This is a genomic window from Serratia aquatilis (genome assembly GCF_044865145.1).
In the GTDB taxonomy this organism is placed as follows: Bacteria; Pseudomonadota; Gammaproteobacteria; order Enterobacterales; family Enterobacteriaceae; genus Chania; species Chania aquatilis.
Genome location: NZ_CP173186.1, coordinates 2,353,596 through 2,379,951, shown reverse-complemented (window position 1 = coordinate 2,379,951; position 26,356 = coordinate 2,353,596). Strand labels below are relative to the sequence as shown.

30 protein-coding genes are annotated in these 26,356 nt (G+C 50.4%); 8 read left to right on the top strand and 22 right to left on the bottom strand.

Translation table 11 applies throughout. The annotated features are described in order from the left end of the window. The first annotated feature begins 27 nt into the window (after window positions 1-27). Window positions 28-789: a zinc ABC transporter ATP-binding protein ZnuC gene (gene znuC / locus SAQUA_RS10675; protein WP_380673364.1), complete on the top strand. Its 762-nt coding sequence runs from the start codon at window positions 28-30 to the stop codon at window positions 787-789. Continuing rightward, window positions 782-1,567: a zinc ABC transporter permease subunit ZnuB gene (gene znuB, locus SAQUA_RS10670; RefSeq protein ID WP_380673362.1), complete on the top strand. Its 786-nt coding sequence runs from the start codon at window positions 782-784 to the stop codon at window positions 1,565-1,567. Before znuC ends, znuB begins: the two co-directional genes overlap by 8 nt. Window positions 1,568-1,600: 33 nt before the next feature. Here the strand turns inward: znuB and ruvB are convergent, their stop codons facing one another. From ruvB to SAQUA_RS10635, 7 genes are all read right to left on the bottom strand, one after another. Beyond that, complete coding sequence (gene ruvB, locus SAQUA_RS10665; protein WP_380673360.1) at window positions 1,601-2,605, bottom strand: Holliday junction branch migration DNA helicase RuvB; 1,005 nt, start codon at window positions 2,603-2,605, stop codon at window positions 1,601-1,603. Window positions 2,606-2,622: 17 nt separating this feature from the next. Next, window positions 2,623-3,237: a Holliday junction branch migration protein RuvA gene (gene ruvA / locus SAQUA_RS10660; RefSeq protein WP_380673358.1), complete on the bottom strand. Its 615-nt coding sequence runs from the start codon at window positions 3,235-3,237 to the stop codon at window positions 2,623-2,625. A 133-nt stretch (window positions 3,238-3,370) separates the two neighbouring features. Beyond that, window positions 3,371-3,892: a crossover junction endodeoxyribonuclease RuvC gene (gene ruvC, locus SAQUA_RS10655; protein WP_380673356.1), complete on the bottom strand. Its 522-nt coding sequence runs from the start codon at window positions 3,890-3,892 to the stop codon at window positions 3,371-3,373. A gap of 106 nt (window positions 3,893-3,998) precedes the next feature. Next, window positions 3,999-4,742 carry a YebC/PmpR family DNA-binding transcriptional regulator gene (locus SAQUA_RS10650; protein ID WP_380673354.1) on the bottom strand — a complete coding sequence of 248 codons (744 nt, stop codon included), beginning with the start codon at window positions 4,740-4,742 and terminating at the stop codon, window positions 3,999-4,001. Between the two features lie 20 nt (window positions 4,743-4,762). Next, on the bottom strand, window positions 4,763-5,209 hold the full coding sequence (gene nudB, locus SAQUA_RS10645) for a dihydroneopterin triphosphate diphosphatase (protein WP_380673352.1): 447 nt from the start codon (window positions 5,207-5,209) through the stop codon (window positions 4,763-4,765). Continuing rightward, window positions 5,209-6,993, bottom strand: coding sequence for an aspartate--tRNA ligase (gene aspS / locus SAQUA_RS10640; RefSeq protein ID WP_380673350.1), 1,785 nt, complete (start codon window positions 6,991-6,993; stop codon window positions 5,209-5,211). The genes nudB and aspS overlap by 1 nt, the downstream gene beginning before the upstream one ends. A 141-nt stretch (window positions 6,994-7,134) precedes the next feature. Next, window positions 7,135-7,323 carry an FmdB family zinc ribbon protein gene (locus SAQUA_RS10635; RefSeq protein WP_380673636.1) on the bottom strand — a complete coding sequence of 63 codons (189 nt, stop codon included), beginning with the start codon at window positions 7,321-7,323 and terminating at the stop codon, window positions 7,135-7,137. A 258-nt stretch (window positions 7,324-7,581) separates the two neighbouring features. On the opposite strand from SAQUA_RS10635, the gene SAQUA_RS10630 reads away from it, so the two are divergent. The 5 genes from SAQUA_RS10630 to cmoB all read left to right on the top strand — a co-directional run bounded on the left by SAQUA_RS10630 (window position 7,582) and on the right by cmoB (window position 11,343). Next, on the top strand, window positions 7,582-8,154 hold the full coding sequence (locus SAQUA_RS10630) for a hydrolase (protein ID WP_380673348.1): 573 nt from the start codon (window positions 7,582-7,584) through the stop codon (window positions 8,152-8,154). Window positions 8,155-8,227: 73 nt separating this feature from the next. Further along, complete coding sequence (locus tag SAQUA_RS10625) at window positions 8,228-9,043, top strand: DUF72 domain-containing protein (RefSeq protein WP_380673346.1); 816 nt, start codon at window positions 8,228-8,230, stop codon at window positions 9,041-9,043. A gap of 101 nt (window positions 9,044-9,144) precedes the next feature. After that, window positions 9,145-9,540, top strand: a complete 396-nt coding sequence (locus tag SAQUA_RS10620; RefSeq protein ID WP_380673344.1) for an MAPEG family protein — start codon at window positions 9,145-9,147, stop codon at window positions 9,538-9,540. Between the two features lie 91 nt (window positions 9,541-9,631). After that, on the top strand, window positions 9,632-10,375 hold the full coding sequence (gene cmoA / locus SAQUA_RS10615; RefSeq protein ID WP_380673342.1) for a carboxy-S-adenosyl-L-methionine synthase CmoA: 744 nt from the start codon (window positions 9,632-9,634) through the stop codon (window positions 10,373-10,375). Then, window positions 10,372-11,343 carry a tRNA 5-methoxyuridine(34)/uridine 5-oxyacetic acid(34) synthase CmoB gene (cmoB, locus tag SAQUA_RS10610; RefSeq protein ID WP_380673340.1) on the top strand — a complete coding sequence of 324 codons (972 nt, stop codon included), beginning with the start codon at window positions 10,372-10,374 and terminating at the stop codon, window positions 11,341-11,343. Before cmoA ends, cmoB begins: the two co-directional genes overlap by 4 nt. 261 nt (window positions 11,344-11,604) lie before the next feature. Here the strand turns inward: cmoB and ptsG are convergent, their stop codons facing one another. From ptsG to yceD, 14 genes are all read right to left on the bottom strand, one after another. Beyond that, window positions 11,605-13,038: a PTS glucose transporter subunit IIBC gene (gene ptsG / locus SAQUA_RS10605; RefSeq protein WP_380673338.1), complete on the bottom strand. Its 1,434-nt coding sequence runs from the start codon at window positions 13,036-13,038 to the stop codon at window positions 11,605-11,607. Between the two features lie 322 nt (window positions 13,039-13,360). Further along, window positions 13,361-14,149 (bottom strand): metal-dependent hydrolase, encoded by a 789-nt coding sequence (locus SAQUA_RS10600; RefSeq protein WP_380673336.1) that lies wholly within the window; start codon window positions 14,147-14,149, stop codon window positions 13,361-13,363. 123 nt (window positions 14,150-14,272) lie between these two features. Beyond that, window positions 14,273-15,259, bottom strand: coding sequence for a DNA polymerase III subunit delta' (gene holB / locus SAQUA_RS10595; protein ID WP_380673334.1), 987 nt, complete (start codon window positions 15,257-15,259; stop codon window positions 14,273-14,275). Beyond that, window positions 15,259-15,897: a dTMP kinase gene (gene tmk, locus SAQUA_RS10590; RefSeq protein ID WP_380673332.1), complete on the bottom strand. Its 639-nt coding sequence runs from the start codon at window positions 15,895-15,897 to the stop codon at window positions 15,259-15,261. Before tmk ends, holB begins: the two co-directional genes overlap by 1 nt. Further along, a complete protein-coding gene (gene mltG, locus SAQUA_RS10585) occupies window positions 15,887-16,912 on the bottom strand; it encodes an endolytic transglycosylase MltG (protein WP_380673330.1) in 1,026 nt (341 codons plus the stop codon). The genes tmk and mltG overlap by 11 nt, the downstream gene beginning before the upstream one ends. Window positions 16,913-16,925: 13 nt before the next feature. Continuing rightward, on the bottom strand, window positions 16,926-17,723 hold the full coding sequence (gene pabC / locus SAQUA_RS10580; protein ID WP_380673328.1) for an aminodeoxychorismate lyase: 798 nt from the start codon (window positions 17,721-17,723) through the stop codon (window positions 16,926-16,928). Between the two features lie 146 nt (window positions 17,724-17,869). Next, window positions 17,870-19,111 carry a beta-ketoacyl-ACP synthase II gene (fabF, locus tag SAQUA_RS10575; protein ID WP_380673326.1) on the bottom strand — a complete coding sequence of 414 codons (1,242 nt, stop codon included), beginning with the start codon at window positions 19,109-19,111 and terminating at the stop codon, window positions 17,870-17,872. 80 nt (window positions 19,112-19,191) lie between these two features. Next, the gene (gene acpP, locus SAQUA_RS10570) at window positions 19,192-19,428 is read right to left on the bottom strand and encodes an acyl carrier protein (RefSeq protein ID WP_004719003.1); all 237 of its coding nucleotides are present in this window, start codon (window positions 19,426-19,428) and stop codon (window positions 19,192-19,194) included. A gap of 154 nt (window positions 19,429-19,582) precedes the next feature. Beyond that, window positions 19,583-20,317, bottom strand: coding sequence for a 3-oxoacyl-ACP reductase FabG (gene fabG / locus SAQUA_RS10565; RefSeq protein WP_380673313.1), 735 nt, complete (start codon window positions 20,315-20,317; stop codon window positions 19,583-19,585). A gap of 13 nt (window positions 20,318-20,330) precedes the next feature. Then, complete coding sequence (fabD, locus tag SAQUA_RS10560) at window positions 20,331-21,260, bottom strand: ACP S-malonyltransferase (protein WP_380673311.1); 930 nt, start codon at window positions 21,258-21,260, stop codon at window positions 20,331-20,333. 19 nt (window positions 21,261-21,279) lie between these two features. After that, complete coding sequence (locus SAQUA_RS10555; RefSeq protein WP_380673309.1) at window positions 21,280-22,233, bottom strand: beta-ketoacyl-ACP synthase III; 954 nt, start codon at window positions 22,231-22,233, stop codon at window positions 21,280-21,282. Window positions 22,234-22,239: 6 nt separating this feature from the next. Continuing rightward, window positions 22,240-23,274, bottom strand: coding sequence for a phosphate acyltransferase PlsX (gene plsX, locus SAQUA_RS10550; RefSeq protein ID WP_380673307.1), 1,035 nt, complete (start codon window positions 23,272-23,274; stop codon window positions 22,240-22,242). A gap of 12 nt (window positions 23,275-23,286) precedes the next feature. Then, window positions 23,287-23,454 carry a 50S ribosomal protein L32 gene (gene rpmF / locus SAQUA_RS10545; protein ID WP_004943042.1) on the bottom strand — a complete coding sequence of 56 codons (168 nt, stop codon included), beginning with the start codon at window positions 23,452-23,454 and terminating at the stop codon, window positions 23,287-23,289. Between the two features lie 16 nt (window positions 23,455-23,470). Then, window positions 23,471-23,992: a 23S rRNA accumulation protein YceD gene (gene yceD / locus SAQUA_RS10540; RefSeq protein ID WP_380673300.1), complete on the bottom strand. Its 522-nt coding sequence runs from the start codon at window positions 23,990-23,992 to the stop codon at window positions 23,471-23,473. A gap of 141 nt (window positions 23,993-24,133) precedes the next feature. On the opposite strand from yceD, the gene SAQUA_RS10535 reads away from it, so the two are divergent. Continuing rightward, window positions 24,134-24,715, top strand: a complete 582-nt coding sequence (locus SAQUA_RS10535) for a Maf family protein (protein WP_380673298.1) — start codon at window positions 24,134-24,136, stop codon at window positions 24,713-24,715. Between the two features lie 2 nt (window positions 24,716-24,717). Here the strand turns inward: SAQUA_RS10535 and rluC are convergent, their stop codons facing one another. Next, on the bottom strand, window positions 24,718-25,677 hold the full coding sequence (rluC, locus tag SAQUA_RS10530; protein ID WP_380673296.1) for a 23S rRNA pseudouridine(955/2504/2580) synthase RluC: 960 nt from the start codon (window positions 25,675-25,677) through the stop codon (window positions 24,718-24,720). Window positions 25,678-26,356: the final 679 nt, after the last annotated feature.

Here is a 26,356-nt window from a genome sequence, read left to right as displayed (position 1 = left end):
GGTTGGTTCTGCAAATGTAATCACAACATGTCTACACTGGCAACGCTTAAAAACATCTCCGTATCATTTGATACTAAACGGGTACTGACAAATATCTCGCTCAATCTGCAACCTGGGCGCATTCTGACATTACTGGGGCCTAACGGAGCTGGTAAGTCAACGCTGGTTCGCGTGGTGCTTGGGCTTATTGCGCCAACGACAGGCACAATCGAATGCCAGCCGGGTCTGCGTATTGGCTATGTCCCGCAAAAACTGCATCTTGATGCGACTCTTCCTTTGACGGTCAACCGTTTCATGCGTCTAAAACCCGGCGTTAAAAAGGCTGATATTCTGCCCGCTCTTAAACGAGTCCATGCCGCTCATCTGCTGGAACAGCCGATGCAAAAGCTTTCTGGTGGTGAAAATCAGCGGGTGCTTCTGGCGAGAGCGCTGTTGAATAACCCGCAGTTGCTGGTTCTGGATGAACCCACGCAAGGGGTTGACGTTAATGGTCAGTTAGCGCTGTACGATTTGATTGACCAATTACGCAAAGAGCTGGGTTGTGCCGTGCTGATGGTCTCCCATGATTTGCATCTGGTAATGGCAAAAACTGATGAAGTGTTGTGCCTAAATCAACATATCTGTTGCTCAGGCACGCCAGAAGTCGTGTCGATGCATCCCGAATTCATCGCCATGTTTGGTCATCGTGGAGCAGAGCAGTTGGCTATTTATCGCCATAACCACAATCATCGCCACGATTTGCAAGGAAGAATTGTGCTGAAGAAAAACGGAGCCGCAAAGCATGATTGAACTGTTACTCCCCGGCTGGCTGGCTGGTGTTTTATTAGCGGCTGCCGCTGGCCCTCTTGGTTCGTTCGTTGTCTGGCGGCGAATGTCATACTTTGGCGATACGCTGGCGCATGCTTCCCTACTCGGCGTGGCCTTCGGCTTGTTACTGGACGTTAATCCATTTTATGCCGTTATTGCCGTTACGCTGGTGCTTTCCCTGATGCTGGTCTGGCTGGAGCGCCGCCCACAGCTTTCGATGGATACGCTGCTCGGTATCATGGCGCATAGTGCGCTATCGCTAGGTTTGGTAGTGGTTGCACTGATGTCTAATGTGCGTGTCGATCTGATGGCTTACCTGTTTGGGGATTTGCTATCGGTAACTCTCAGCGATATTTGGATGATAGGTATTGGCGTGGCTATTGTGCTGCTGGTGTTGTGTTGGCAGTGGCGTAACTTATTGTCTATGACTATCAGCCCAGAAATGGCACATGTTGATGGTGTTAATCTGCCCCGCGCGCGCACTATCCTGATGCTGGTTACGGCATTGACTATTGGGCTGGCAATGAAGTTTGTTGGCGCACTGATTATTACCTCATTACTGATTATTCCCGCCGCCACCGCACGGCGCTTCGCGCGCACCCCCGAGCAAATGGCCAGTTACGCAGTTTTGACAGGGATTATTGCAGTTACCGGCGGGCTAACCTTCTCCGCATTTTATGATACTCCTGCGGGCCCTTCGGTGGTGTTAAGTGCTGCGGCACTGTTTGTGCTGAGCTTATCGAAGAAACAGCAGGCCTGATTACCAAACCAGGGGCTATCAGCCCCTGGTCTATTACTCTTTCCGCTCAATGCCAAAGTGTTTATAGGCGTGGCCAGTTGCCATTCGGCCACGCGGGGTTCGCTGAATGAACCCTTGCTGGATTAAGAACGGTTCAATAACGTCTTCAATAGTTTCACGCTCTTCGCCAATAGCCGCTGCCAGATTATCCAAGCCCACTGGACCACCACTGAACTTGTCAATAATTGCCAGCAACAGCTTGCGATCCATATAGTCAAAGCCTTCCGCATCAACGTTCAGCATATCCAGTGCCTGCATGGCTACCTCTCCGTTGATAGAACCATTGGCGCGAACCTCTGCAAAATCACGCACACGGCGTAACAGACGGTTGGCAATGCGGGGCGTTCCACGTGCACGCCGCGCTATCTCATGCGCACCATCACCAGAAAGCGCCAGCCCCAGACAATTGGCACTGCGAGAGACTATGTGCTCAAGATCGGCAACCTGGTAAAACTCCAGGCGCTGGACAATACCAAAACGATCGCGTAACGGCGAGGTTAATGAACCCGCGCGCGTCGTTGCACCAACAAGGGTAAATGGAGGAAGATCGAGTTTGATCGAGCGCGCTGCCGGGCCTTCACCAATCATAATATCCAGTTGATAATCTTCCATGGCTGGATACAGAACTTCTTCTACCACAGGTGATAAGCGGTGGATTTCATCGATAAACAGAACGTCGTGAGGCTCCAGATTGGTCAGCATGGCAGCAAGATCGCCAGCTTTCTCAAGTACAGGCCCAGAAGTAGTTCGCAGGTTAACGCCCATCTCGTTGGCAACAATGTTTGCCAAGGTGGTTTTACCCAATCCAGGCGGGCCGAAAATCAGCAGATGATCCAATGCATCTCCGCGCTGTTTTGCTGCCTGGATAAAGATTTCCATTTGCTCACGCACGTGCGGCTGACCAACATACTCCGTCAACAGCTTAGGCCTGATTGCGCGATCCAGAACCTCTTCTTCGTTGAACGGTTCAGCAGAAATCAGGCGGTCGGCTTCAATCATTTTCTACCCCTTGGCCCCTACAGTGCGGCACGGAGTGCGTCGCGGATTAAGGTTTCACAATCAGCACCCGGCTTGGCAACTTTGCCAATCATGCGGCTAGCCTCCTGAGGTTTATACCCAAGTGCCACCAGCGCGGAAGCAGCTTCGGCTTCAATGTCCATTTCAGCCGCTTTTGCCGCAGTCGCTGGCAGATTGATTTCGCTGCTGTTATTGAACAAATCTCCGTTCAATCCTTTAAAGCGATCTTTCATCTCTACCACCAGGCGCTCTGCAGTTTTCTTGCCAACGCCAGGTAATTTCACCAATGCGGTGATCTCTTCACGCTCTACCGCGCTGACAAACTGTTGAGCTGACATACCGGAGAGGATCGCCAGTGCCAGCTTCGGCCCAACGCCATTCACTTTGATCAGTTCGCGGAACAACGCGCGCTCTTGTTTATCATTGAACCCATACAGTAGCTGTGCATCTTCACGCACCACAAATTGGGTAAACACGATAGCCTCTTGCCCCAGCTCCGGTAGCTCGTAAAAACAGGTCATTGGCATATGGACTTCATAACCAACGCCGTTGGCTTCCAATAACACTAACGGTGGCTGCTTTTCCAGAATGATTCCTCTGAGACGACCTATCATTACCCCTCCTGAATGGATCGCTGTATGTGGCCTGCCGCCACACAATAATGGCTAAACTTATACCATAAAAAAGGCTGGATGAATATCCAGCCCGCATCAACTTGGCATCTTTCAAGACAATACCGCTGCGGCATCAGCGCAAACGGCCCCGAGCCAGATTCAACCGCCCTTCACTCATCCGCAGTATGTTCTGGCTGAGATGACAGTGGGTGATGGCAATCGCCAACGCATCGGCGGCGTCTGCCTGCGGGTTAGCGGAAAGCTTTAACAACGAACGTACCATATGCTGAACCTGAGCCTTTTCAGCCGCCCCGGTCCCAACCACCGTCTGCTTAACCTGACGCGCTGCATATTCAAACACTTCCAGATTCTGATTGACGGCGGCAACGATCGCTACGCCACGCGCTTGCCCCAACTTGAGAGCTGAGTCCGGGTTTTTTGCCATAAACACTTGTTCGATAGCAAAAAAATCAGGCTGAAACTGCGTGATAATTTCGCTGACGCCTGCATAAATCAGTTTTAAGCGCGTTGGAATATCATCGACTACGGTACGAATACAGCCGCTGGCAACATAGGTCAGTTGGCGGCCCTGCTGGCGGATAAGGCCATAGCCGGTGACGCGCGAGCCGGGATCAATTCCCAGTATTATCGCCATAGCTATCACCACCCTGCATTAAGTTTAAGGCGGTGTCCTGATCTTACTCGGAACACCGCCTAAATAGCCTGGCGCTGCCGGAAGGCAATGCCATTAATCGATTATCTTACAGCGTAGCTGCGATCTCGTCAGAAATCTCACCGTTATGGTAAACCTCCTGCACATCATCACAATCTTCCAGCATGTCGATCAGACGCAGTAACTTCGGTGCAGTTTCCGCATCCATATCCGCTTTGGTTGAAGGGATCATGGAAACTTCAGCCGCTTCAGCTTCAAAGCCCGCTGCTGTCAGCGCGTCTTTTACTTCCCCCAGATTTTCCCAGGCAGTAAAAACATCTATTGCACCATCATCATAGGTCACAATATCTTCCGCACCCGCTTCCAGTGCAGCTTCCATCACCTGGTCTTCATCCAGACCCGGAGCATAGGTGATCACCCCTTTTTTGGTGAACAGATAAGCAACGGAACCGTCTGTACCCAAGTTACCACCACATTTAGTGAACGCATGACGCACTTCTGCAACGGTACGGTTACGGTTATCACTCAGGCACTCGATCATCACCGCAGTGCCGCCCGGACCATAGCCTTCATAGATGATGGTTTCCATATTCGTATCATCATCACCGCCGACACCACGGGCAATAGCACGGTTCAGAGTATCACGCGTCATGTTGTTTGACAGCGCTTTGTCGATAGCGGCGCGCAGACGCGGGTTAGCACCTGGATCGCCCCCACCCAGTTTGGCTGCGGTGACCAGCTCACGGATTATTTTGGTGAAAATCTTTCCGCGTTTGGAATCTTGCGCCGCCTTGCGGTGCTTAGTGTTGGCCCATTTACTATGACCTGCCATAAAAATATCTCCAAAAAGAACTACTGGACAGAATGGATCACAAACTCTTCAATCGCCTGCTGATTACTCCATGACTTGGTCAGCTTGACTGCTTCCGTCGCCTCAAGCCACTGGTATGCGTGATGTTCGGTCAGCACCGGATCACGCTCTTCAGGTAACGCCAGGCAGAACCAGTGTTCTTTGTTACGTGTAGTACCCGGCGCATAGCGATGTCGCAGATGGACAAAGAGTTCAAATTCCACACAGCGCTGGCAATCAAACAGAGGAAGAGCCTCTGCTTCGATATCGATACCGATCTCTTCCATGACTTCGCGCTGTGCAGCACGCGACGGCGATTCAGCATCCTCCAGGCTGCCGGTAACCGACTGCCAGAACTCTGTATCGTCACGCCGCTGTAACATCAGCACCCGACCACTGGATTTTGCATAAATCACCACCAGAATAGATTCGGGTCGCTTGTAATTCATCACTCGCTCTCTTGCTCGGCAGAGCCTTTCTTAACTACGCTAATGGCCAATTCCTGCAACGAAGCCGGATTGGCAAAGCTTGGTGCATCAGTCAACAGACAGGCCGCTGCGGTGGTTTTCGGGAAGGCGATAACGTCACGGATGTTATCGGTTCCTGTCAGCAGCATAACCAGACGGTCAAGGCCGAATGCCAGGCCAGCATGTGGCGGAGTTCCATATTTCAGTGCATCCAGCAGGAAGCCAAACTTCTCACGCTGCTCATGTTCGTTAATACCGAGAATGCTAAATACCGTCTGCTGCATTTCACTGCGGTGAATACGCACGGAACCGCCACCCACTTCATAGCCATTCAGTACCATGTCATAGGCATTGGCGATAGCGGAAGCAGGATCTTGCTGCAGTTCTTGCGGGCTCATATCACGCGGTGCGGTGAACGGGTGATGCATCGCAGTCAGGCCGCCCTCGCCATCTTCTTCGAACATCGGGAAGTCGACAACCCACAGCGGAGCCCAACTGTCCAATTTGGTCAAGCCAAGATCTCGGCCCAACTTCAGACGCAGAGCTCCCATGGCGTCGGTGACAATTTTGAAACTATCGGCACCGAAGAACAGAATGTCACCGGTCTGCGCATTAGTTCGTGCCAAAACGGCTTCCAGTACTTCAGCACTGAGGAATTTGGCAATCGGACTTTGCACACCTTCCATACCCGCAGCACGATCGTTGACCTTCAGCCATGCCAGCCCTTTAGCACCATAGATGTTGACAAAAGCACCGTATTCGTCGATCTGCTTACGCGTCAACTGTGCACCACCCGGTACACAAATTGCCGCTACACGCCCTTTGGCATCGTTGGCCGGGCCAGAGAATACTTTGAATTCAACGTCTTTTACCAGGTCGGCAACATCTACCAATTCCAGCGGGTTCCGCAGGTCTGGTTTATCAGAGCCGAAACGGCGCATCGCTTCAGCAAAGGTCATTATCGGGAATTTACCCAGATCGACACCTTTCACTTCCAGCCACAACTCGTGTACCAACTGTTCCATTACCTGCCGAACCTGCTCGGCAGTCATGAACGAGGTTTCCACGTCAATCTGGGTGAATTCTGGCTGACGATCGGCACGAAGATCTTCGTCACGGAAACATTTGACGATCTGATAGTAGCGATCAAAACCAGACATCATCAGCAATTGTTTGAACAACTGCGGAGACTGCGGCAACGCATAGAATTTGCCTTTATGCACACGGCTTGGCACCAAATAATCACGCGCGCCTTCCGGCGTCGCCTTGGTCAGCATCGGGGTTTCAATGTCGAGGAAACCTTGGCTGTCCATAAAACGGCGTACAAAACTGGTGATCTTGGCACGAGTTTTCAGGCGATCGGCCATTTCTGGACGACGGAGGTCCAGATAGCGATATTTCAGGCGCGCCTCTTCGGTGTTGGTCTGGTTAGAGTCCAACGGCAGAGGTTCTGAGCGGTTAATGATCTCCAGTGCATGAGCAAACACTTCAACCTCACCGGTAGCCATATCTTTATTGATTTGGCTTTCCGGGCGGGCACGAACAGTCCCCACGATTTGAATGCAGAACTCGTTACGCAGTTCGAAAGCTTTATCGAATGCCGTTTTCTGATCCGGATCGAAGAACACCTGAACAATACCTTCACGATCGCGCATATCAATAAAGATCAGCCCGCCCAAATCGCGGCGGCGGTTGACCCAACCACACAAAGTGACTTCCTGGCCTACATGGGCCAGATTCAACTGCCCGCAATATTCAGTACGCATACGCTATCCTTTTACTTAAGCCGATTCCGCCGGAGCATAACTGTTGCTGTCCGCACGGTTGTTATCTATACCCGTCCCTTTAACGCCTCAGCGGAATTGTCTACCACCTGCGGCTTGAGATCCCTAGGGTATAACGAATTCTTACTTGCCCGGTTTAAAATCTGTCGCATACCAGCCAGTACCCTTTAACTGGAAACCGGTGGATGAGATCAACTTGGTTAATGTGGGCTGCCCACACGCCGGGCACTCTGTCAGCGGCGCGTCGGAAAATTTCTGTAGTTTCTCTAATCGGTGTTTGCATGCACCACATGCATATTCATAAATCGGCATAGGTCGTTGGATTAAAGAGTGATGAAAAAAGGTGGCCATTATAAAGGAAATTCATGCGCCAGATAAGTACGAACACGGCATTGTTACCATGCTAAATGACATCTCTCTGGCTCAGAAAACACATTAGTTAACAATTTCCCCCTCATCCAGTAGCAGTTTTTTCACCTAACCCTCATCGCCCTCCTTGCTATCGCGCCTGATTACATACCAAACTGCCACTCTGATCCTTATCCACTCTCACAATGAGATGTATTTATTATGTTGAAGCTTGATCCCCAAACAACGGCTCTAGTGCTGATCGACCTGCAAGAGGGTATTCTGCCTTTTGCTGCTGGTCCACACAGCGCAAGCATAGTTGTCACACACGCAGCACACTTGGCTGGACGTTTTCGCACGCTGAATGCACCCGTATTTCTGGTTCGAGTCGGCTGGTCAGACTCATTTGCCGAAGCGCTGAAGCAACCGGTAGACAAGCCTTCTCCTGCTCCAGTTGGCGGATTACCCGACTCATGGTGGACATTCCCGAATGAACTTGCGGTTCAGGATAGCGATGTGTTGATCACCAAACGCCAATGGGGGGCATTCTACGGTACCGATCTAGACCTGCAATTGCGCCGTCGTGGTATCAAAACCATAGTCCTCGGGGGCATTGCGACCAACATCGGGGTAGAATCCACCGCCCGCAACGCTTGGGAGCACGGCTATGAGTTGGTGATCGCTGAAGACGTATGCAGCACTTACAGTACTGAGATGCACCTGTTTGCCTTCGACAATATCTTCCCACGCATCGCTCGCGTGCGCAGCACCAGCGAAATTCTCGCGGCACTCTAGGCTATGGCTTGAAAGACTGAAAAGATAACGCTACGGTTGTTGTCAGAACGTGAACAAGGAAGATAACGGCATCATGTATATCGGACTACCGCAATGGCAACACCCTGCCTGGAATCGCATTGGCCTACGCGATTTGGCTGACTACAGCCGTTACTTTAATTGCGTTGAAGGCAACACGACTTTCTACGCACTGCCGAAACCGGAAATTGTGCATCGTTGGCGTGATATGACAAATGACGACTTTCGCTTCTGTTTTAAATTCCCCTCGGAAATCAGCCATAAAGCGGCATTACGCCATTGTGGCGCTGACATTAAGGCATTTTATGACTGCCTGGACCCGATTCAGACACGTATTGGGCAGCTTTGGCTACAGCTTCCTGCCGCTTTTGCTCCCGAGCATCTGAGTGTATTGTGGGCTTTCCTGGATGACTTACCACAAACCTTTACTTACGGTGTTGAAGTGCGGCATCCGGCATTTTTCGCCAAGGGTGAGGAAGAACGAATCCTTAATCAGGGCCTGCATCAACGTGAAATCAACCGCGTGATCCTTGATAGTCGCCCGATACACAACGCCATCGCCTCCACGGCAGCAGTTCGTGATGCGCAACAGAAAAAGCCAAAGCTTCCTGTTCATGCCATTATTACCGCCAATAACCCTCTGGTACGTTTTATTGGCGGGAATGTTCTGCAGGATAACCTGCGCTGGTTTGAGGTATGGCAACAGAAACTCCCCCTCTGGTCTGAACGACATAGCCCCTATCTATTTATACATACGCCAGATAACGGCGATTCCCCGCAACAGGCACAAAAAATCTGGCAACGGCTGCGTCAGGTCATTCACAATCTACCGCCAGCGCCAGACTGGCCCGAACAGAACGATCTGTTTTGAACAATTAACCTGATTGATTCCAACGGTTATTTCCTGGCGACAGGCGCAGTAATGGCAGTTATGATGCTTGCTGCAAGAGTTGATTAGGAATGGAGTGAAAAATGGTAAGCGCGCTCTATGTAGTGCTTGGCGCATTGTTGTTGATCAAACTCTCTTTTGACGTGGTCAGGCTCAGAATGCAGTATCGGGTCGCCAGTGGTGACGGAGGTTTTTACGAACTGCAAACCGCGATCCGTGTTCACGGCAATGCAGTAGAATACATCCCAATCGCCGCAGTACTGTTGGTGATTATGGAGATGAACGGCGCTGAAGTCTGGATGGTTCACCTTTGTGGCCTGATGCTGATGGCAGGCCGATTGATACACTACTATGGCTTACGCAACCACGAAATCCGCTGGCGCCGCTCAGGTATGGCAGCTACTTATACCTCGTTGATATTGATGATTATTGCCAATATCTTCTACCTGCCATGGGACATTATATTCAGTCTGCATTGATGCTCTGCTCAGGCGGTAAAGCCGCCTGCTTCTGCCCTACCCGGTTTTCTGTTAACATACGCGCCTTCGAATTCTGACCTGATTTGCCGCTATGCCAAACCGCGATACACTTTTTTCCGCTCCAATTGCCAAATTGGGCGACTGGACTTTCGACGAGCGCGTTGCTGAAGTCTTCCCAGACATGATCCAGCGCTCTGTTCCTGGTTACTCGAATATCATCTCAATGATTGGTATGTTGGCCGAGCGTTTCGTTCAGCCGGGAAGTCAGGTTTATGACCTGGGATGTTCACTCGGCGCAGCAACGCTTTCAATGCGCAGAAATATTAAAGTCGCAGGTTGTAACATTATTGCGGTCGATAACTCACCTGCGATGGTCGAGCGCTGCCGCCGCCATATAGACGCCTTTCGCGCTGATACACCGGTAGAGGTCATTGAAGCTGATATTCTGGATATCCACATTGAGAATGCCTCAATGGTAGTACTGAATTTCACGCTGCAATTTCTTGAGCCAGCAGACCGCCTGCGCTTACTCAGCCAGGTTTATCAAGGACTTCGTTCCGGCGGCGTATTAGTGTTATCAGAAAAATTCAGTTTTGAAGATGAGAATGTCGGTGAATTGTTGTTTAACATGCATCATGACTTCAAGCGCGCAAACGGCTATAGCGAGTTGGAAATCAGCCAGAAGCGCAGCATGCTTGAAAATGTGATGCTGACTGACTCTGTCGAGACGCATAAAGCACGGCTTAATCAGGCTGGCTTTAAACATCCAGAAGTCTGGTTCCAGTGTTTTAATTTTGGTTCACTGATCGCCCTGAAATCAGGAGAGGTTGCATGATTGAGTTTGGGGATTTTTATCAGCGCATCGCCAAGAGCCCGCTCAGCCACTGGCTAGATACGCTGCCGGCGCAAATCAGTGCATGGCAACGTGAATCATTGCATGGCAAATTCAAGCAATGGTTCAATTCAGTAGAACATCTACCATCCTTAACGCCAACGCGGCTCGATTTATTGCAAGGCGTTCACGCAGAAATGGAACAACCGCTCTCGGCGGGTCAGCTCGAAGGCATCGAAAAAATGCTGCGTACTCTGATGCCATGGCGCAAAGGCCCTTTTTCTTTGTATGGCATAAATATCGATACAGAGTGGCACTCCGACTGGAAATGGGACCGAGTGTTGCCACATATCTCTCCCTTAGCTGGCCGCACCATTCTCGATGTCGGATGTGGCAGCGGTTACCATTTGTGGCGAATGGTCGGTGCCGGAGCCCATCTGGCGGTTGGAATTGATCCAATGCAATTGTTCCTGTGCCAATTCGAAGCCGTGCGTAAACTACTGGGTGGCGATCAACGCGCGCACGTATTGCCACTAGGGATTGAACAGTTGCCAGAACTAGCCGCCTTCGATACGGTTTTCTCAATGGGCGTGCTTTACCATCGCCGCTCCCCACTGGATCATCTTTATCAGTTGAAGAGCCAGTTGGTTTCAGAAGGTGAATTAGTGTTGGAAACTCTGGTTGTTGAAGGTGATCGTAACCAGGTTTTGGTGCCAGGAGACCGCTATGCGCAGATGCGTAACGTCTACTTTATCCCCTCAGCTGAAGCACTTAAGTGCTGGCTGGAGAAATGCGGTTTCGTAGACGTCAAAATTGTTGATATCTGCCCCACCAGCACCGAAGAACAGCGTAGAACCGATTGGATGATCAGTGAGTCGCTTGCCGAGTTCCTGGATCCAAACGATCACAGCAAAACTGTTGAAGGTTATCCAGCCCCTCTACGAGCGGTATTGATTGCCAAGAAGCCCTGAGCTGGTATCGGGCAACGTCTATCCGTTGGCAAAAGTCAGGCATGAAAGGCCTTTGTTAAGCAATAATATGTTTTTTACATTTTCACAACATTTAAGTCAGCGTTGTTCACGATTCTTAACTAAAGTTAAAGTGTTGGTATCGCGCCAACACCAGTGAAACATTTAATCATTTTGCCCTGAGCACCTCTACCCTGTTCAGGGCTTTTTTTTAGTACAAAAAAGGGGCGGCTTTCGCCGCCCCCGTAAACTCCCCTGCCTGAATTAATGGTTACGGATGTAATCATCCATATCAGTTTTCAGGTTATCCGATTTGGTACCAAATATAGCCTGAACGCCAGAGCCCGCGACAACAACGCCCGCAGCGCCCAACTTTTTGAGGCCAGCTTGGTCAACCTTGGATACGTCAGCCACGCTAACACGCAGACGAGTGATACAGGCATCCAGGTTTGTGATGTTTTCTTTACCGCCGAATGCCTGAACTAAAGCAGCAGACATTTCAGAACCGGTCTGAGTCACCTGATCGGAAGAGTTATCTTCACGGCCTGGGGTTTTCAGATCCAGTTTGGCAATCAACACGCGGAAGATGGTGTAGTAAACCAGACCGTAGATGATACCAACGATTGGGAACAACCATATTTTGCTGCTGTTGCCGCTCAGTACGATGAAGTCGATCAAGCCATGCGAGAAGCTGGTACCGTCACGCATACCCAACAGAATACAGATTGGGAATGCAAGGCCAGCCAGGATCGCGTGGATAACGTACAGGATCGGTGCAACGAACATGAAGGAGAACTCGATCGGCTCGGTAATACCGGTCAGGAACGAGGTCAAGGCTGCGGAGATCATGATCCCGCCGACTTTGGCACGGTTTTCAGGCTTGGCTGAATGCCAGATGGCAATCGCCGCTGCAGGCAGACCGTACATTTTGAACAGGAAACCACCAGACAACATACCCGCGGTTGGGTCACCCGCCATGTAACGAGGAATGTCGCCATGGAAGACCTGACCCGCTGCGTTGGTAAATTCACCAATTTGCATTTGGAAAGGCACGTTCCAGATATGGTGCAAACCAAACGGTACCAGAGCACGTTCAACAACACCGTAGATACCAAACGCCACTACTGGGTTTTGATAAGCTGCCCATTGTGAGAAAGTTTGGATACCAGTACCGATAGGAGGCCAGATAAAGGACAGGATCACGCCCAGAACAATGGCAGCCAGCCCCGAAATGATCGGCACGAAACGCTTACCGGCAAAGAAGCCCAGGTATTCCGGCAATTGAATGCGGAAGAAGCGGTTAAACATGTAGGCGGCAATAGCACCGGATATGATACCCCCGAGCACACCTGTATCTGCCAGGTGTTTGGCGGCTATCTCCTCTGGAGGTAAGTGCAGAACCAACGGAGCAACCACAGCCATGGTTTTCACCATGATACCGTAAGCCACTACTGCGGCCAGTGCAGAAACACCATCGTTGTTAGTGAAGCCCAGGGCAACACCGATGGCAAAAATCAAAGGCATATTGGCGAATACAGACCCGCCAGCTTCCGCCATCACATGAGAGACTACCGCAGGTAGCCAGCTGAAGTTGGCGGAACCGACGCCCAGCAGGATACCTGCGATAGGCAATACGGATACCGGCAGCATCAGCGATTTACCTACTTTCTGCAGGTTTGCAAATGCGTTCTTGAACATAGTTGAGTGTGCTCCTGAGTAATAGTGCTTTGCTACTTCCTCGCGAATTTTCGCGTTGCAGAGGGGGGAGAGAAACCTCTACATATCAGGGTGTCTGAGCACCCCTTGAATTTTTACGGAGAGTAAAATAAATACCCCAAACAATGTTTGATGGCAGTCACGTTTCAATGAAGAAGCCATGTATTTTTCTAAAATCGTCTACATTTTGTAAAAAAAGATGAAAAAAAACGGCCACGGTCATAAAACGGGTGTGAACATTACCCGTTTTATCGATTAATTACGAGCTTAAAAAAAACTCCCCATCATCGACGTTGAGTTAACTTTAGGCGAAAGATGCAAGATTGATATGAAATAAACGTGAAAAGTTGGCGGTAGTTGCTTCAGCCAGGTTTTCAAGGCTTACCCCCTTCAGTACAGCGAGGTATTCAGCAACATCACGCACATAGGCTGGCTGGTTTTCTTTGCCCCTGTGCGGCACTGGAGCTAAATATGGTGAGTCGGTTTCCACCAGCATTCTATCCAGCGGTACATAGCGTGCAACTTCTCGCAACGGTTCGGCATTGCGGAACGTAACAATGCCTGAAAACGAGATATAGAAGCCAAGATCCAACAATGCTTTAGCAGTAGGAAGATCTTCAGTAAAACAATGCAGTACCCCACCACAATCTTGCGCATTCTCTTCACGCAAAATAGCCAACGTATCTTCACGCGCATCACGAGTGTGCACAATCACTGGCTTGTTGAGCTCCCTGCCAATACGAATATGTTCGCGAAAAGAGGCTTGCTGCAAAGGTAGACTGTCTTTCTGATAGAAATAATCCAACCCTGTTTCACCTAGCGCAACAACCTGCTCTGCAACTGCTAAACGGCGAAGTTCTGCATAATCGTATCCGTCCTCCAGATTCAGCGGATGGACGCCGCAGGAGAAAGCTACATCACTTCGCTGACCAATCAATTGGGTCATAGCCTGATAGCCCGGCAGTGTAGTAGCAACGGCAAGGACATAACCCACATCTCGTGCTTTGGCCTTTACCAAGGCGTCATCGACATTGTTATGCAATGTGGAAAAATCCAGGCTATCAAGATGACAATGAGAATCTACTAAAAACATGATAATCAACTCTTTTACAACATATGAAGATATGAATAACAGGGAGAGCTCAGGTTGCACCATTTTTTGACCACCAGAGCTTTACCCAGCGTTCAAAGGACCGCCAGCAACGCTAACGAGTGGTTAAGGAGCGCAGCCTATCATCTGTTCCCAACTGAGCAACTGTTCTGTCAGCAATAGTTCGCGGTTAACACCGCTGATACTGAGCAGTTGATGGCGACAGTTAAGCCACTTTTGCATGATCTGCTGTAGCGAGGAACTACTCAGGCGTTGTGCTAATTGTTGTACTAGCATTAGTTGATCCTGATTCATGACATAACTCGCCGCACCCTGCTGCCATTTAAGCGCATCCAACAGTAACGCGCATAACCAATGTAGCCTTTCAGCTACGTCATCATGATTCAGCACGGGTAACAGCATTAACATGTCGCACTGCGGCAAAGCTGCGCTTAGCGCGTTACACAGTGAGGCACGCTGCTGCCACTGCTCAAGCTTTAGCAGCGCTTCGGCAGCGATAGGGGCACCACCATGCAAACGCAGTGCAGTAAGACGAACAATTGGATCCCCCCCGTTCTGGCGGTCTAGCCAACGCAAGCCAAGCTGCTCGTCAGGGCTGGCAAGATGCCAGTAAAAACAACGACTGCGCAGCGTGGCCAGCAAGCGTGAAGGGTCGCTGCAACCTAGCAAAAAGTAGGTGTTGGCTGGGGGCTCTTCCAAGGTTTTCAACAACGCATTAGCGGCAGCCTCTGTCAGCAATTCAGCCTGCGACAGCCACACCACTTTCGCTCCACCTTGCTGAGCATGCGAATAAAGGATCTCTATCACCTGGCGGACCGGCTCAACACCCAGGCTGCTTTTACCCTTTTCTGGTGCCAAAATGTGGTAATCAGGATGGTTACCCGCCAACATTAACCTGCAGCTATGGCATTCTCCACAGCTCTTTTCACCTTTGCGTTGCTGACAAATCAGCCAACGGCCTAATGCGTAGAGCAATGCGGCATCACCGTTACCTGGAACTGCATGTACCAACAAGGCATGGTGACCGCGACCGGCAGCATATTGCCCCACCAAATGACGATACGGTGTATTAAGCCACGGATACCAATTCATTACCGATCTTCCTGCTGTTGTAGCCATTGTGATACGACCTGACGAATATCAGCACTGACCTGTTCCAACGTCTGCGCTGCATCGATGGTAACGATACTTTCATCCTGCGCCGCCAATTCCAGATAGCGTGCGCGAGTTCTTTCGAAGAACGGTAAAGCTTCTTGCTCAATGCGATCCAGTTCCCCGCGGGCGCGAGCTCTTTGCAAACCAACCAACGGCGGTAAATCGAGATAAAGTGTCAGGTGCGGACGAAAATCACCAAGCACGGTATCACGCAGTGAGGTCATCAAGTCCTGGTCAACACCTCGCCCTCCCCCTTGATAAGCTTGCGAGGAGAGGTCATGACGATCACCAATAACCCAAGCCCCTCGTGCCAGTGCAGGCATAATGACGGTTTCAACCAGTTGGACTCGAGCTGCATAGAGCATCAGGACCTCTGCTTTAACCGTTGGCAACTCACCATCCGTTCCTCGTTTGAACAGATCGCGAAGTTTTTCCGCCAATGGCGTACCACCCGGTTCACGGGTAAATACTATGTCCTTGATACCCTGCTCGCGCATCACACTGACGATAGTGTCACGTGCAGTTGTTTTGCCCGCACCTTCCAGACCTTCAATGACGACAAATTTACTTTTCATTCTTTTCCTTTTGCGCCTTACGATAGGCGCGCACGGCTTCATTATGGCTGTTCAGATTAGTGGTAAATGTATGTCCACCTTTACCGTCAGCAACAAAGTAGAGATAGTCGGTTTTTGCCGGATTTGCGGCAGCCTCAAGCGAGGCGCGGCTTGGCATGGCAATCGGCGTTGGCGGCAGTCCACTGATCACGTAGGTGTTATAGGCCGTTGGGGTTTCAAGATCCTTGCGGCTGATAGTACCGGTGTAACTTTCCCCCATACCGTAAATAACGGTAGGGTCGGTCTGCAAACGCATGCCCAAACGCAAGCGATTGATGAATACCGAGGCAACTTTTGTTCTCTCTTCAGGCAGTGCCGTCTCTTTCTCGATAATCGATGCCATAACCAGCAATTCCTTCGCCGTTTTATACGGCAAGCTGGCATCCCGCGACTGCCAAATATCCTGCAATGCTTTTTCCATCCGAACGTGGGAACGTTTCAGTAAGGCCAGATCGCTGGTGCCAGCGGTATAGAGGTAGGTATCCGGGTAGAAAAGCCCTTCAAGGCTGGTACCTTCCGGCAACCCGAGCGCAACCGCGATTTGGGCGTTATCTTTACCCGCCAAACTGTGTTTGACATATTTGGACGCCTGCAACACCTGTAACCAGTCTCGCAGGCGTAAGCCTTCAATAAAACGTGCGCTAAACTGCGCCTCTTTTCCACTGGCCAATAGTTGCAACATTTGGCGCAACGTCATTCCAGGTGTTAAGCGATAGGTACCAGCCTTGAACTCGGCCAATTCTGGCTCCAAACGCAGCAACCAGGGGAACCATCTGCCGCTGTAAATCAGTTTATCGCGAACCAGTAGCCCTTCCAGCGCAACACGCCCGGTGCCTGCAGGCAGTTTAAAGTAAGTTTCCTGCTGAAGAGCCAGCGGCGCATCAGCAAAACGTTCTACTTTCTGATAGCCCCAATAAAGCGAGGCTAAAATCAGAATAACGACTAGCAAAACAATCTTTAGCTTTTTTCTTTTCATCAATCAGCCATATTTAACAGTGCACTCGCAAAAAATCATACAGTTGGCGCGAACGATAGCGCCATGACTGCGCTGTATTCACCGGCAGCAAAGGCATCAGTGAGTTACATACTAAAACTTCGTCCGCATCCGCCAGCGTCTCTAGCGGCTCACTGACATGATGCAACCTGTATTCAGTAGCCGTTAATAACACCATCACTTTGCGGCGCATCACCCCTGCGACACCGGCATGCTCAAGACTTGGAGTAAAGATATCCCGTCCCTTGCGCCAGAATAAATTGGCCGCACAGCATTCCACTAGCATCCCCGTGGTGTCAAGCACCAGCGCTTCATGGGCATCCGTCTGATCCAGGTGTGTGCGGATCAGTACCTGTTCCAGACGATTAAGGTGTTTCAGCCCTGCCAGCAAAGGACTCCGAGCCAATTGAATTGGGCTAAGAGCGAGTTTGATCCCCTCTTCACGCCATTGGTGATACTGTTTTGGATAAGTGCTGCACGAGACAATCCTGGTAGGGTTTTCACAACCGAGAGAGCTGTAACCCCTTCCCCCACTACCACGGGTAAGTATGACTTTGACTACGCCAAGTGGTATCGAGTCTGCTGCATGCTGCATCTCGCGTTCGACTGACACCCAATCCACTTCAGACAACAGCAAACACCTAGCTGCATGCTGCAAACGTTCAAGGTGCCAAGGCAGGAGATCAATTTTTCCCTCTACTACCCTGGCTGTAGTGAAGCAGCCGTCGCCGAACTGTAAACCGCGATCGCTAGCTGCTAGAGCATCTTGCTGCTGCCCGTTGATCCAGTACATACGCTCCTCCGTCATAGTGAGTTTCCAGTACAGCATAAGCAGCGTAAAAACCGATAGCTGTCAGAATCCGGACGTTCGCTATCTGGCACGATAAAAAAAACCCGGCCAAAAAGAACCGGGCTCGTATTCGCTTTATCTTCGCTTTACTAGACTCGACGGAAGATCAGCGAACCATTAGTGCCACCAAAGCCGAAGGAGTTACACAAGGTGTACTCCATATCTTTTGTCTGGCGCGCTTCGTGAGGCACAAAGTCCAGGTCGCAACCTTCATCCGTGCTATCCAGGTTAATAGTGGGAGGAACCGCCTGATCACGAAGTGCCAACACGGTGAAGATAGACTCAATGGCTCCGGCAGCCCCTAATAGGTGACCGGTCATCGATTTGGTAGAGCTCACCATAACGCGCTTGGCATCACTGCCAAAAACGGATTTTACCGCTTGCGCCTCGGCTTTATCTCCCGCTGGTGTCGACGTGCCATGCGCGTTGATATAGCCGATTTGTGCTGGTTTCGCACCAGCATCAAGCAGGGCATTTTCCATTGCCAACGCTGCACCCGCACCGTTCTCCGGTGGAGATGTCATATGATAAGCATCACTGCTCATGCCAAAACCGACAATCTCTGCGTAAATTTTTGCTCCACGTTTCTTCGCGTGTTCGTACTCTTCAAGCACCATCATGCCTGCCCCGTCACCGAGCACAAAACCATCACGGTCTTTGTCCCAAGGGCGGCTTGCAGCCTGTGGATTTTCGTTACGCGTTGAAAGTGCGCGAGCGGCACCAAAGCCACCAACGCCCAGAGGAGTGCTAGCTTTCTCAGCACCACCGGCAAGCATTACATCTGCATCATTATAAGCAATGATACGTGCAGCATGGCCGATGTTATGCACACCTGATGTACAGGCAGTTGCTATAGAAATGCTAGGACCGCGCATGCCATACATGATGGTCAAATGGCCGGCGATCATATTGACAATGGTTGAGGGCACAAAAAACGGACTGATTTTACGTGGGCCACCGCTCACCAGCGAACTGTGGTTCTCTTCAATCAATCCCAAGCCACCAATGCCTGAGCCAATTGCGGCACCAATACGTGTGGCGTTAGCCTCGTTGATATCCAACCCCGCATCTTGCATGGCTTGCATGCCAGCAGCGATGCCGTATTGAATGAAAGCGTCCATTTTGCGTGCATCTTTACGCGAAATGAATTCTTCAGAATTAAAGTTCTTTACCAAGCCAGCAAAACGCGTTGCATAGGCAGTAGTATCGAAATGGTCAATCAGGCTGATGCCACTCTGACCGGCAAGAAGAGCGTTCCATGTGGACTCTACAGTATTGCCGACAGGAGACAACATGCCCAGTCCGGTCACAACTACTCGACGCTTAGACACGTTTGTCCTCCAAGGAGGGAAATATGACACTAGGGATAGAAAAAACTTAGGCGGTCGAGTGACCGCCTAGATATGTTCGCTTACTGTTGGCTAGCGTTGATAAAATCAATAGCTGCCTGAACAGTAGTGATCTTCTCTGCTTCTTCGTCTGGAATCTCGGTGTCGAATTCTTCTTCCAGTGCCATTACCAGCTCAACGGTGTCAAGAGAATCAGCGCCCAGATCTTCAACAAATGAAGCGTTATTCAAAACCTCTTCCTGTTTAACACCCAATTGCTCAACAATGATTTTCTTAACGCGTTCTTCGATAGTGCTCATACTCTTAAATTTCCTATCAAAACTCGCTTTCGCGATGGTTTTCGTAGTGTATAAAATGTTGAAAAAGATGCAACTAAATCCCGGCTGGTCAAACCACGATTTTACGCTATTTTGCGGTTTTTACCCCAAATAACGCAAATAGTTTTCGCATTTTTTAAATCATGTACATGCCGCCATTGACATGCAGTGTTTCACCGGTGATGTAGCCAGCCTCGTCAGAGGCTAAAAATGCAACAGCGCTGGCGATTTCTTTAGCATCCCCAAGCCGGCTTGCCGGAACCTGAGCCAAAATGCCTGCGCGTTGATCTTCTGTCAACGCCCTTGTCATGTCCGTCTCAATAAAGCCAGGAGCCACGACGTTGACCGTAATGCCACGCGAAGCAATCTCACGTGCCAAAGACTTACTAAAACCAATTAGACCGGCTTTAGCCGCCGCGTAGTTAGCCTGCCCTGCGTTCCCCATGGTACCCACAACAGAACCAATGGAGATGATACGGCCAAACCGCTTTTTCATCATAGCTCGCATTACCGCTTTTGACAGGCGGAATACGGAAGTCAGATTAGTGTCAACAATATCTTGCCACTCATCATCCTTCATTCGCATCAGCAGGTTATCACGCGTAATCCCGGCATTATTCACTAAAATGTCGATTTCGCCAAATTCCTCACGAATCGAAGCTAATACATTCTCAATTGAGGCCGTATCAACAACGTTCAACATATAGCCTTTGCCGTTTTCACCCAGATAGCCACTGATAGCCTCAGCACCGCTTTCAGTGGTTGCTGTACCTATCACTTTAGCACCGCGTGCAACAAATAATTCTGCAATAGCTCGGCCAATCCCACGGCTTGCGCCTGTGACCAGAACAATTTTTCCTTCGAAGCTCATCGTTTTCCTCTTCTTATTGTTCAAGCGCCGCAGCCAAGCTGGCGGTATCATTCACCGCTACCGCGGTCAGAGTATCGACAATCCGTTTGGTCAGACCGGTCAGAACTTTACCTGGACCGATCTCCAACAGCTGAGAAACGCCCTCTGCCGCGATGAACTCAACGCTTTCAGTCCAACGTACCGGGTTGTAAAGCTGGCGCACTAAAGCGTCGCGTATTGCTTCAGGCGCGGTTTCGGCATGGACGTCAACATTATTTATCACAGGCACTGTCGGTGGATTGAAAGTGACTTGCTGTAGGGCTACCGCCAACTTTTCTGCAGCGGGTTTCATCAACGCACAATGCGAAGGAACACTCACTGGCAACGGCAGCGCACGTTTTGCACCTGCAGCCTTACAGGCCGCCCCCGCACGTTCAACTGCTTCTTTAGTGCCAGCAATGACCACTTGCCCTGGGGAGTTGAAGTTTACCGGTGAAACCACCTGGCCCTGGGCCGATTCCGCACAGGCCTTGGCGATAGATTCATTATCCAGCCCAATGATGGCATACATGGCACCGGTACCCTCAGGCACTGCTTCCTGCATCAGTTTGCCACGTAGTTCCACTAAACGAATGGCCTCAGAAAAGTCCAGCACACCAGCACATACCAGTGCAGAATACTCACCCAAACTATGACCAGCCATCATTGCAGGCATTTTACCACCCTGCTGTTGCCAGGCCCGGAAAATAGCTACGGAAGCCGCCAACAGAGCAGGCTGTGTCTGCCAGGTTTTGTTCAGTTCTTCCACCGGACCAAGCTGCACCAATTGCCACAGGTCATAGCCTAAAACTGCGGAAGCTTCACTGAAAGTTTGTTCCACAATAGGAAACTGTGTTGCCAAATCGGCAAGCATGCCAACAGTTTGTGAACCCTGCCCTGGAAAAACAAATGCAAATTGCGTCATTTTTTATCTTCCTGTCAAATCAAAAGCGAACCAGCGCCGAGCCCCAGGTAAAGCCTCCACCAAATGCTTCCAGCAACACTAGCTGACCACGCTTGATACGGCCATCGCGAACAGCTTCATCAAGCGCTGAAGGTACAGAGGCAGCAGAGGTGTTACCATGACGATCAAGGGTCACAACCACTTTATCCATGCCCATGCCCAGTTTTTTTGCTGTTGCGTTGATGATCCGCAGATTAGCCTGGTGCGGAACCAGCCAATCCAACTCACCACGGTCAAAATCATTGGCCTTCAGCGTTTCATCAACGATATGTGCCAGTTCAGTGACCGCCACTTTAAATACTTCGTTGCCCGCCATTGTGACATAAGCAGGTTGTTCGGGATGTAGACGATCGGCATTAGGTAAAGCCAGAAGGTTACCGTAGCGGCCATCCGCGTGCAGATGCGTAGAAATGATGCCCGGATCCTCAGATGCACCCAACACCACTGCACCCGCACCATCACCAAACAGGATGACCGTACCGCGATCCTTGGGATCAAGCGTACGAGACAGTATGTCTGCTCCGAGGACCAGTGCATATTTAACCGCACCGTTTTTCACATATTGATCTGCAACGCTCAAGGCATAAGTAAAGCCGGCACAGGCAGCAGCAATATCAAAAGCCGCACAATCCTGGATACCCAGCATCTGCTGCAACTGGCAGGCAGAGCTTGGGAATGCATGGCTCGAAGTGGTTGTCGCCACAACGATCAAACCGATATCCTCCTTGGCAATACCTGCCATTTCCAGTGCCAGAGAGGCAGCTTGGAAACCCATGGTAGCCACGGTTTCATCAGCAGCGGCGATACGGCGCTCGCGGATACCCGTACGAGTTACGATCCACTCATCGGAGGTATCAACCATTTTTTCCAAGTCAGCGTTGGTGCGCACTTGTACGGGTAAATAACTCCCCGTACCGAGAATCTTTGTATACATGTACGATCAGTCACTCTTGGGTAATACAGCTTCAAGGCGCGCGGCAATCCTATCAGGAACTTGCCGCTGCACCGCCTGCACAGCCTGTTCGATAGCGACTGCAAACGCATTTTGGTTCGCAGCGCCGTGGCTCTTGATTACGGTGCCACGCAATCCTAACAGACATGCACCATTATACTGGTCGGGGTTCAGGTGACCGAAGCGTTTTGCCACCTTCTTCTGCAACCATCGACCCAATAATTTTAACCACCATGCCTGCTTCCCCCCTTCAGGGGATGACTTGAGTAGTGACAAAAACATTCTTATCACACCTTCCATGGTTTTCAGGGTAACGTTACCCACAAAGCCATCGCAGACCATAACATCAGTTTTACCGGTGAGCAGGTCGTTTCCTTCCAGATATCCAATATAGTTGATTGCTGGTGTATTTTTTAGTACAAGTGCCGCTTCGCGGATATTATTCAGGCCTTTGGTTTCTTCTTCTCCAATATTAAGCAGCGCGACGCGTGGTTGCGCAATACCTAATACCTCCTCAGCCATTACTGCACCCATTACGGCAAACTGCACTAGCATAGTGCTGTCGCACTCCACATTGGCACCCAGATCCAACACCACAGTTTTACTGCGACGCTGGTTGGGGATTACCGTCATCAGCGCCGGACGCTCAATGCCATAGAGTGGCTTGATCAGGAGTTTGGCCAACCCCATCAGCGCCCCCGTGTTACCCGCACTGACACAGGCCTGGGCTTCACCACTTTTGATTAACTCCAGAGCAATACGCATAGAAGTGCCACGGCTGGCACGAATCGCTTGTGAAGGCTTGGCATCACCCGCAATAACCACTTTCGCAGGCACAACTTGTAGACGCGCCAGCAGTTGCGGAGCGGCTTTTACGAGTAAAGGAGAGATGACGTCGGGATCGCCGACCAACAGGAGGTGGAGCTGTAAATTAGAGGCCAGTGCCTGCAATGAAGCAGGCACTGTGACGCAGGGACCGAAATCCCCGCCCATTGCATCTAACGCCAGGGTTAGACGAGTCAAAGTATCGCTAACTTAGCCGATAACCTTGCGACCGCGGTAGAAACCGTCGGCAGTGATGTGGTGACGACGATGAGTTTCACCTGAAGTCGCATCTACAGACAAGGTGGTGGTGGTCAGCGCATCATGTGAACGACGCATGCCACGTTTGGAACGGGTTGGTTTATTTTGTTGTACGGCCATGGACCTTACTCCTCGATTACTTACGCTTTAAACTGGCTAATACGGCAAATGGATTAGGTTTCTCCGCCTCTGCAGGCAGTTTGCCAAATACCATGTCCGCTTCGGACACTTCACAGTGTTCAGATTCATGTACCGGAACGACAGGCAAAGAAAGAATAATTTCGTCTTCAATCATAGCCAACAGATCGACTTCGCCAAACTCGTCAACTTCGATCGGTTCGTACGCTTCCGGTAATGCCTCAGCCTGCTCATCATTGACGACCGGGCTAAAACAATATGTTGTGTGGACCTGATGTGCAAACGGAACACCACAGCGTTGACACATCAGCGTTACCGCGACGTCCGAATGCCCTGTTATCACCGCGAGGCGTTGGTTATCAATATCGAACGACAACTCAACCTCAACATCACTGTCCACACTGACTACGGATTCGGCAACACGTGTAACCTGCTCAGGCGCATAGATACCAATATAATCCAGGCGTTTCTGAGCGGTTCGTACCGCATCAATGGTCAAGGGTAATTTTACCTTTTGCATAGGGCGCGCATATTAACTTTGTAACGACTTAGAGTCAAAGAAAAAGGCCGTAAAACGGCACCTTTCACCAATATTCGCTTCCACAGCGGCGCACAGTTTAAGATGGCCTGGATATTTACGCTATGGTTTGTGGAAAAAATTATGCAGAGAATCTTACTAGCTTCAACATCGAACTACCGTCAACAGTTGTTGAAAAAATTAAACTTGCCTTTTATTTGCGCAGCGCCGCAGATCGATGAAACACCACTTTCTGGCGAAAGTGCGGAGGCACTGGTGCTACGCCTGGCAGTAGCCAAAGCCCGGGCATTATCTATCGCTTATCCAGACTATCTGATTATCGGCTCCGATCAGGTGTGTGTCATCGATAATGAAATCACTGGCAAACCCCATACCGAGGAGAATGCCTTCCAACAGTTGAAGAAGGCCAGCGGCCAAAAGGTCACATTCTATACCGGCCTGGCCCTATATAATTGCCACAGCTTGCATCTGCAGGCTGTGTGTGAACAGTTCCATGTCCATTTCCGACAATTAACCGATAGCGAAATCGACTCTTATATTCGCCAGGAACAGCCCTTGAACTGTGCGGGCAGTTTTATGAGCGAAGGGCTAGGAATTGCGCTATTTGAAAAACTGGAGGGGCGTGACCCAAACACATTGATTGGGCTACCATTGATCGCACTACTTGAAATGTTGCGGGTCGAAGGCATCAACCCGCTGATATGAGGTTATTTGGCAGCTTGTTTGCGCAATACCTGCAAACAATGACGCAGCTCATCATCCATGGGGGCTTCAACGCGCATTGTTTCGCCAGTGGCTGGGTGCTCAAAGCGCAGCGCAGCAGCATGTAGGAACAGGCGTTTTAACCCGCTCCCCGCCAACTGGCGATCAAATTCCTGGTCGCCATAACGGTCGTCAAAGGCAATCGGATGCCCGGCATGTAGGGCGTGCACACGGATTTGGTGAGTACGCCCGGTGATCGGGCTTGCCTTTACCAAGGTGGCGTGCTCAAAGCGTTCCTCTACCTTGAAGCGGGTTTCTGAAGGTTTACCTTCGCTGCTGACTCGCACAATACGCTCCCCACTCTGCAGAATATTCTTCAGCAACGGGGCCTGAATCGCTTTGCAGTGAGATTGCCACTGGCCCCGTACAAGGGCTAAATAGTCCTTCTGCATCCCCTTGAGCCGCAGTTGCTCATGCAGCGAGCGCAATGCTGAACGCTTCTTGGCAACCATCAGGACACCAGAGGTGTCTCGATCAAGACGATGAACCAATTCCAGGAAGCGAGCCTCCGGACGTAGCGCACGTAACCCCTCGATCACCCCGAAACTCAATCCACTCCCACCATGCACAGCCGTACCTGACGGTTTGTTCAGCAACAAGAGATGATCGTCCTCAAAAAGGATGCAATTGGCTAAAGCAGCAACTTTACCCAATTTAGCGGAAACCGGCGCTTCATCACGCTCGGCTACTCGCACCGGGGGGATACGTACTACGTCACCCGCTGCAAGTTTGTATTCTGCCTTGATACGGCCTTTATTTACCCGCACCTCGCCCTTACGCACGATGCGATAGATCATACTCTTGGGCACGCCTTTCAGACGGGCAAGCAAGAAATTATCGATTCTCTGACCTGCTTCATCGTCAGAGATTGTGACTGATTGTACTGAGGGATTGTTCGTTTTCATGGTGCGGGATTCTAAAGAGAGCGAGTAAATAGCGCCACCTCTTTTTATGTGCTTAACTATCTGTTTGGTGTTAACAGAAACTACAGCAAGTAATCAGGCAGTATGCCAGTTTTAGTGCGTGCGATTTCTTGTTGTAATCCTTCATATTTCAAGCTTTAGCCAGATAACAGGAGGTCAATTTCCCGCAACTTGCGTATATCTAGTGGCCGGTGGCGCACATCCAATTGGCAACGCTGCGGCTTGAGAAGCAACGGATAGACAGTGAGTTAAAGAAAAGTCACCTTGCTATAACGGTATCAGCAATGGAATAATGAAGTGGCTTTCCGCGCCGATCCCGTTAAAACAGGGATAATTGCGGAATTATACAGTTTGTCTGGTAGCACATAAACGCAGCAATGGCGTAAGACGTAATGTGAAATCAAACAATTAGCGGGCTGCGGGTTGCAGCTTGGCCGGCAAATGGAATCAGATCTGTCAACATAAATCACAGGCTATTCCCTAAGTCAAAAGCGCTGTTTTCACAAAGAAATACAGGCTTACCGAGATAATGCGCCCCTATGCAAGCGACAACCGTGAGGTTGACGACTTTGCGAGAAGACACGGGGTTTTCGGTTTTAACCCGGCCATGAGGTTATTTGCCCGCAGCTTTGTCGATAATGTAAAAATAACGAGTAAGTTA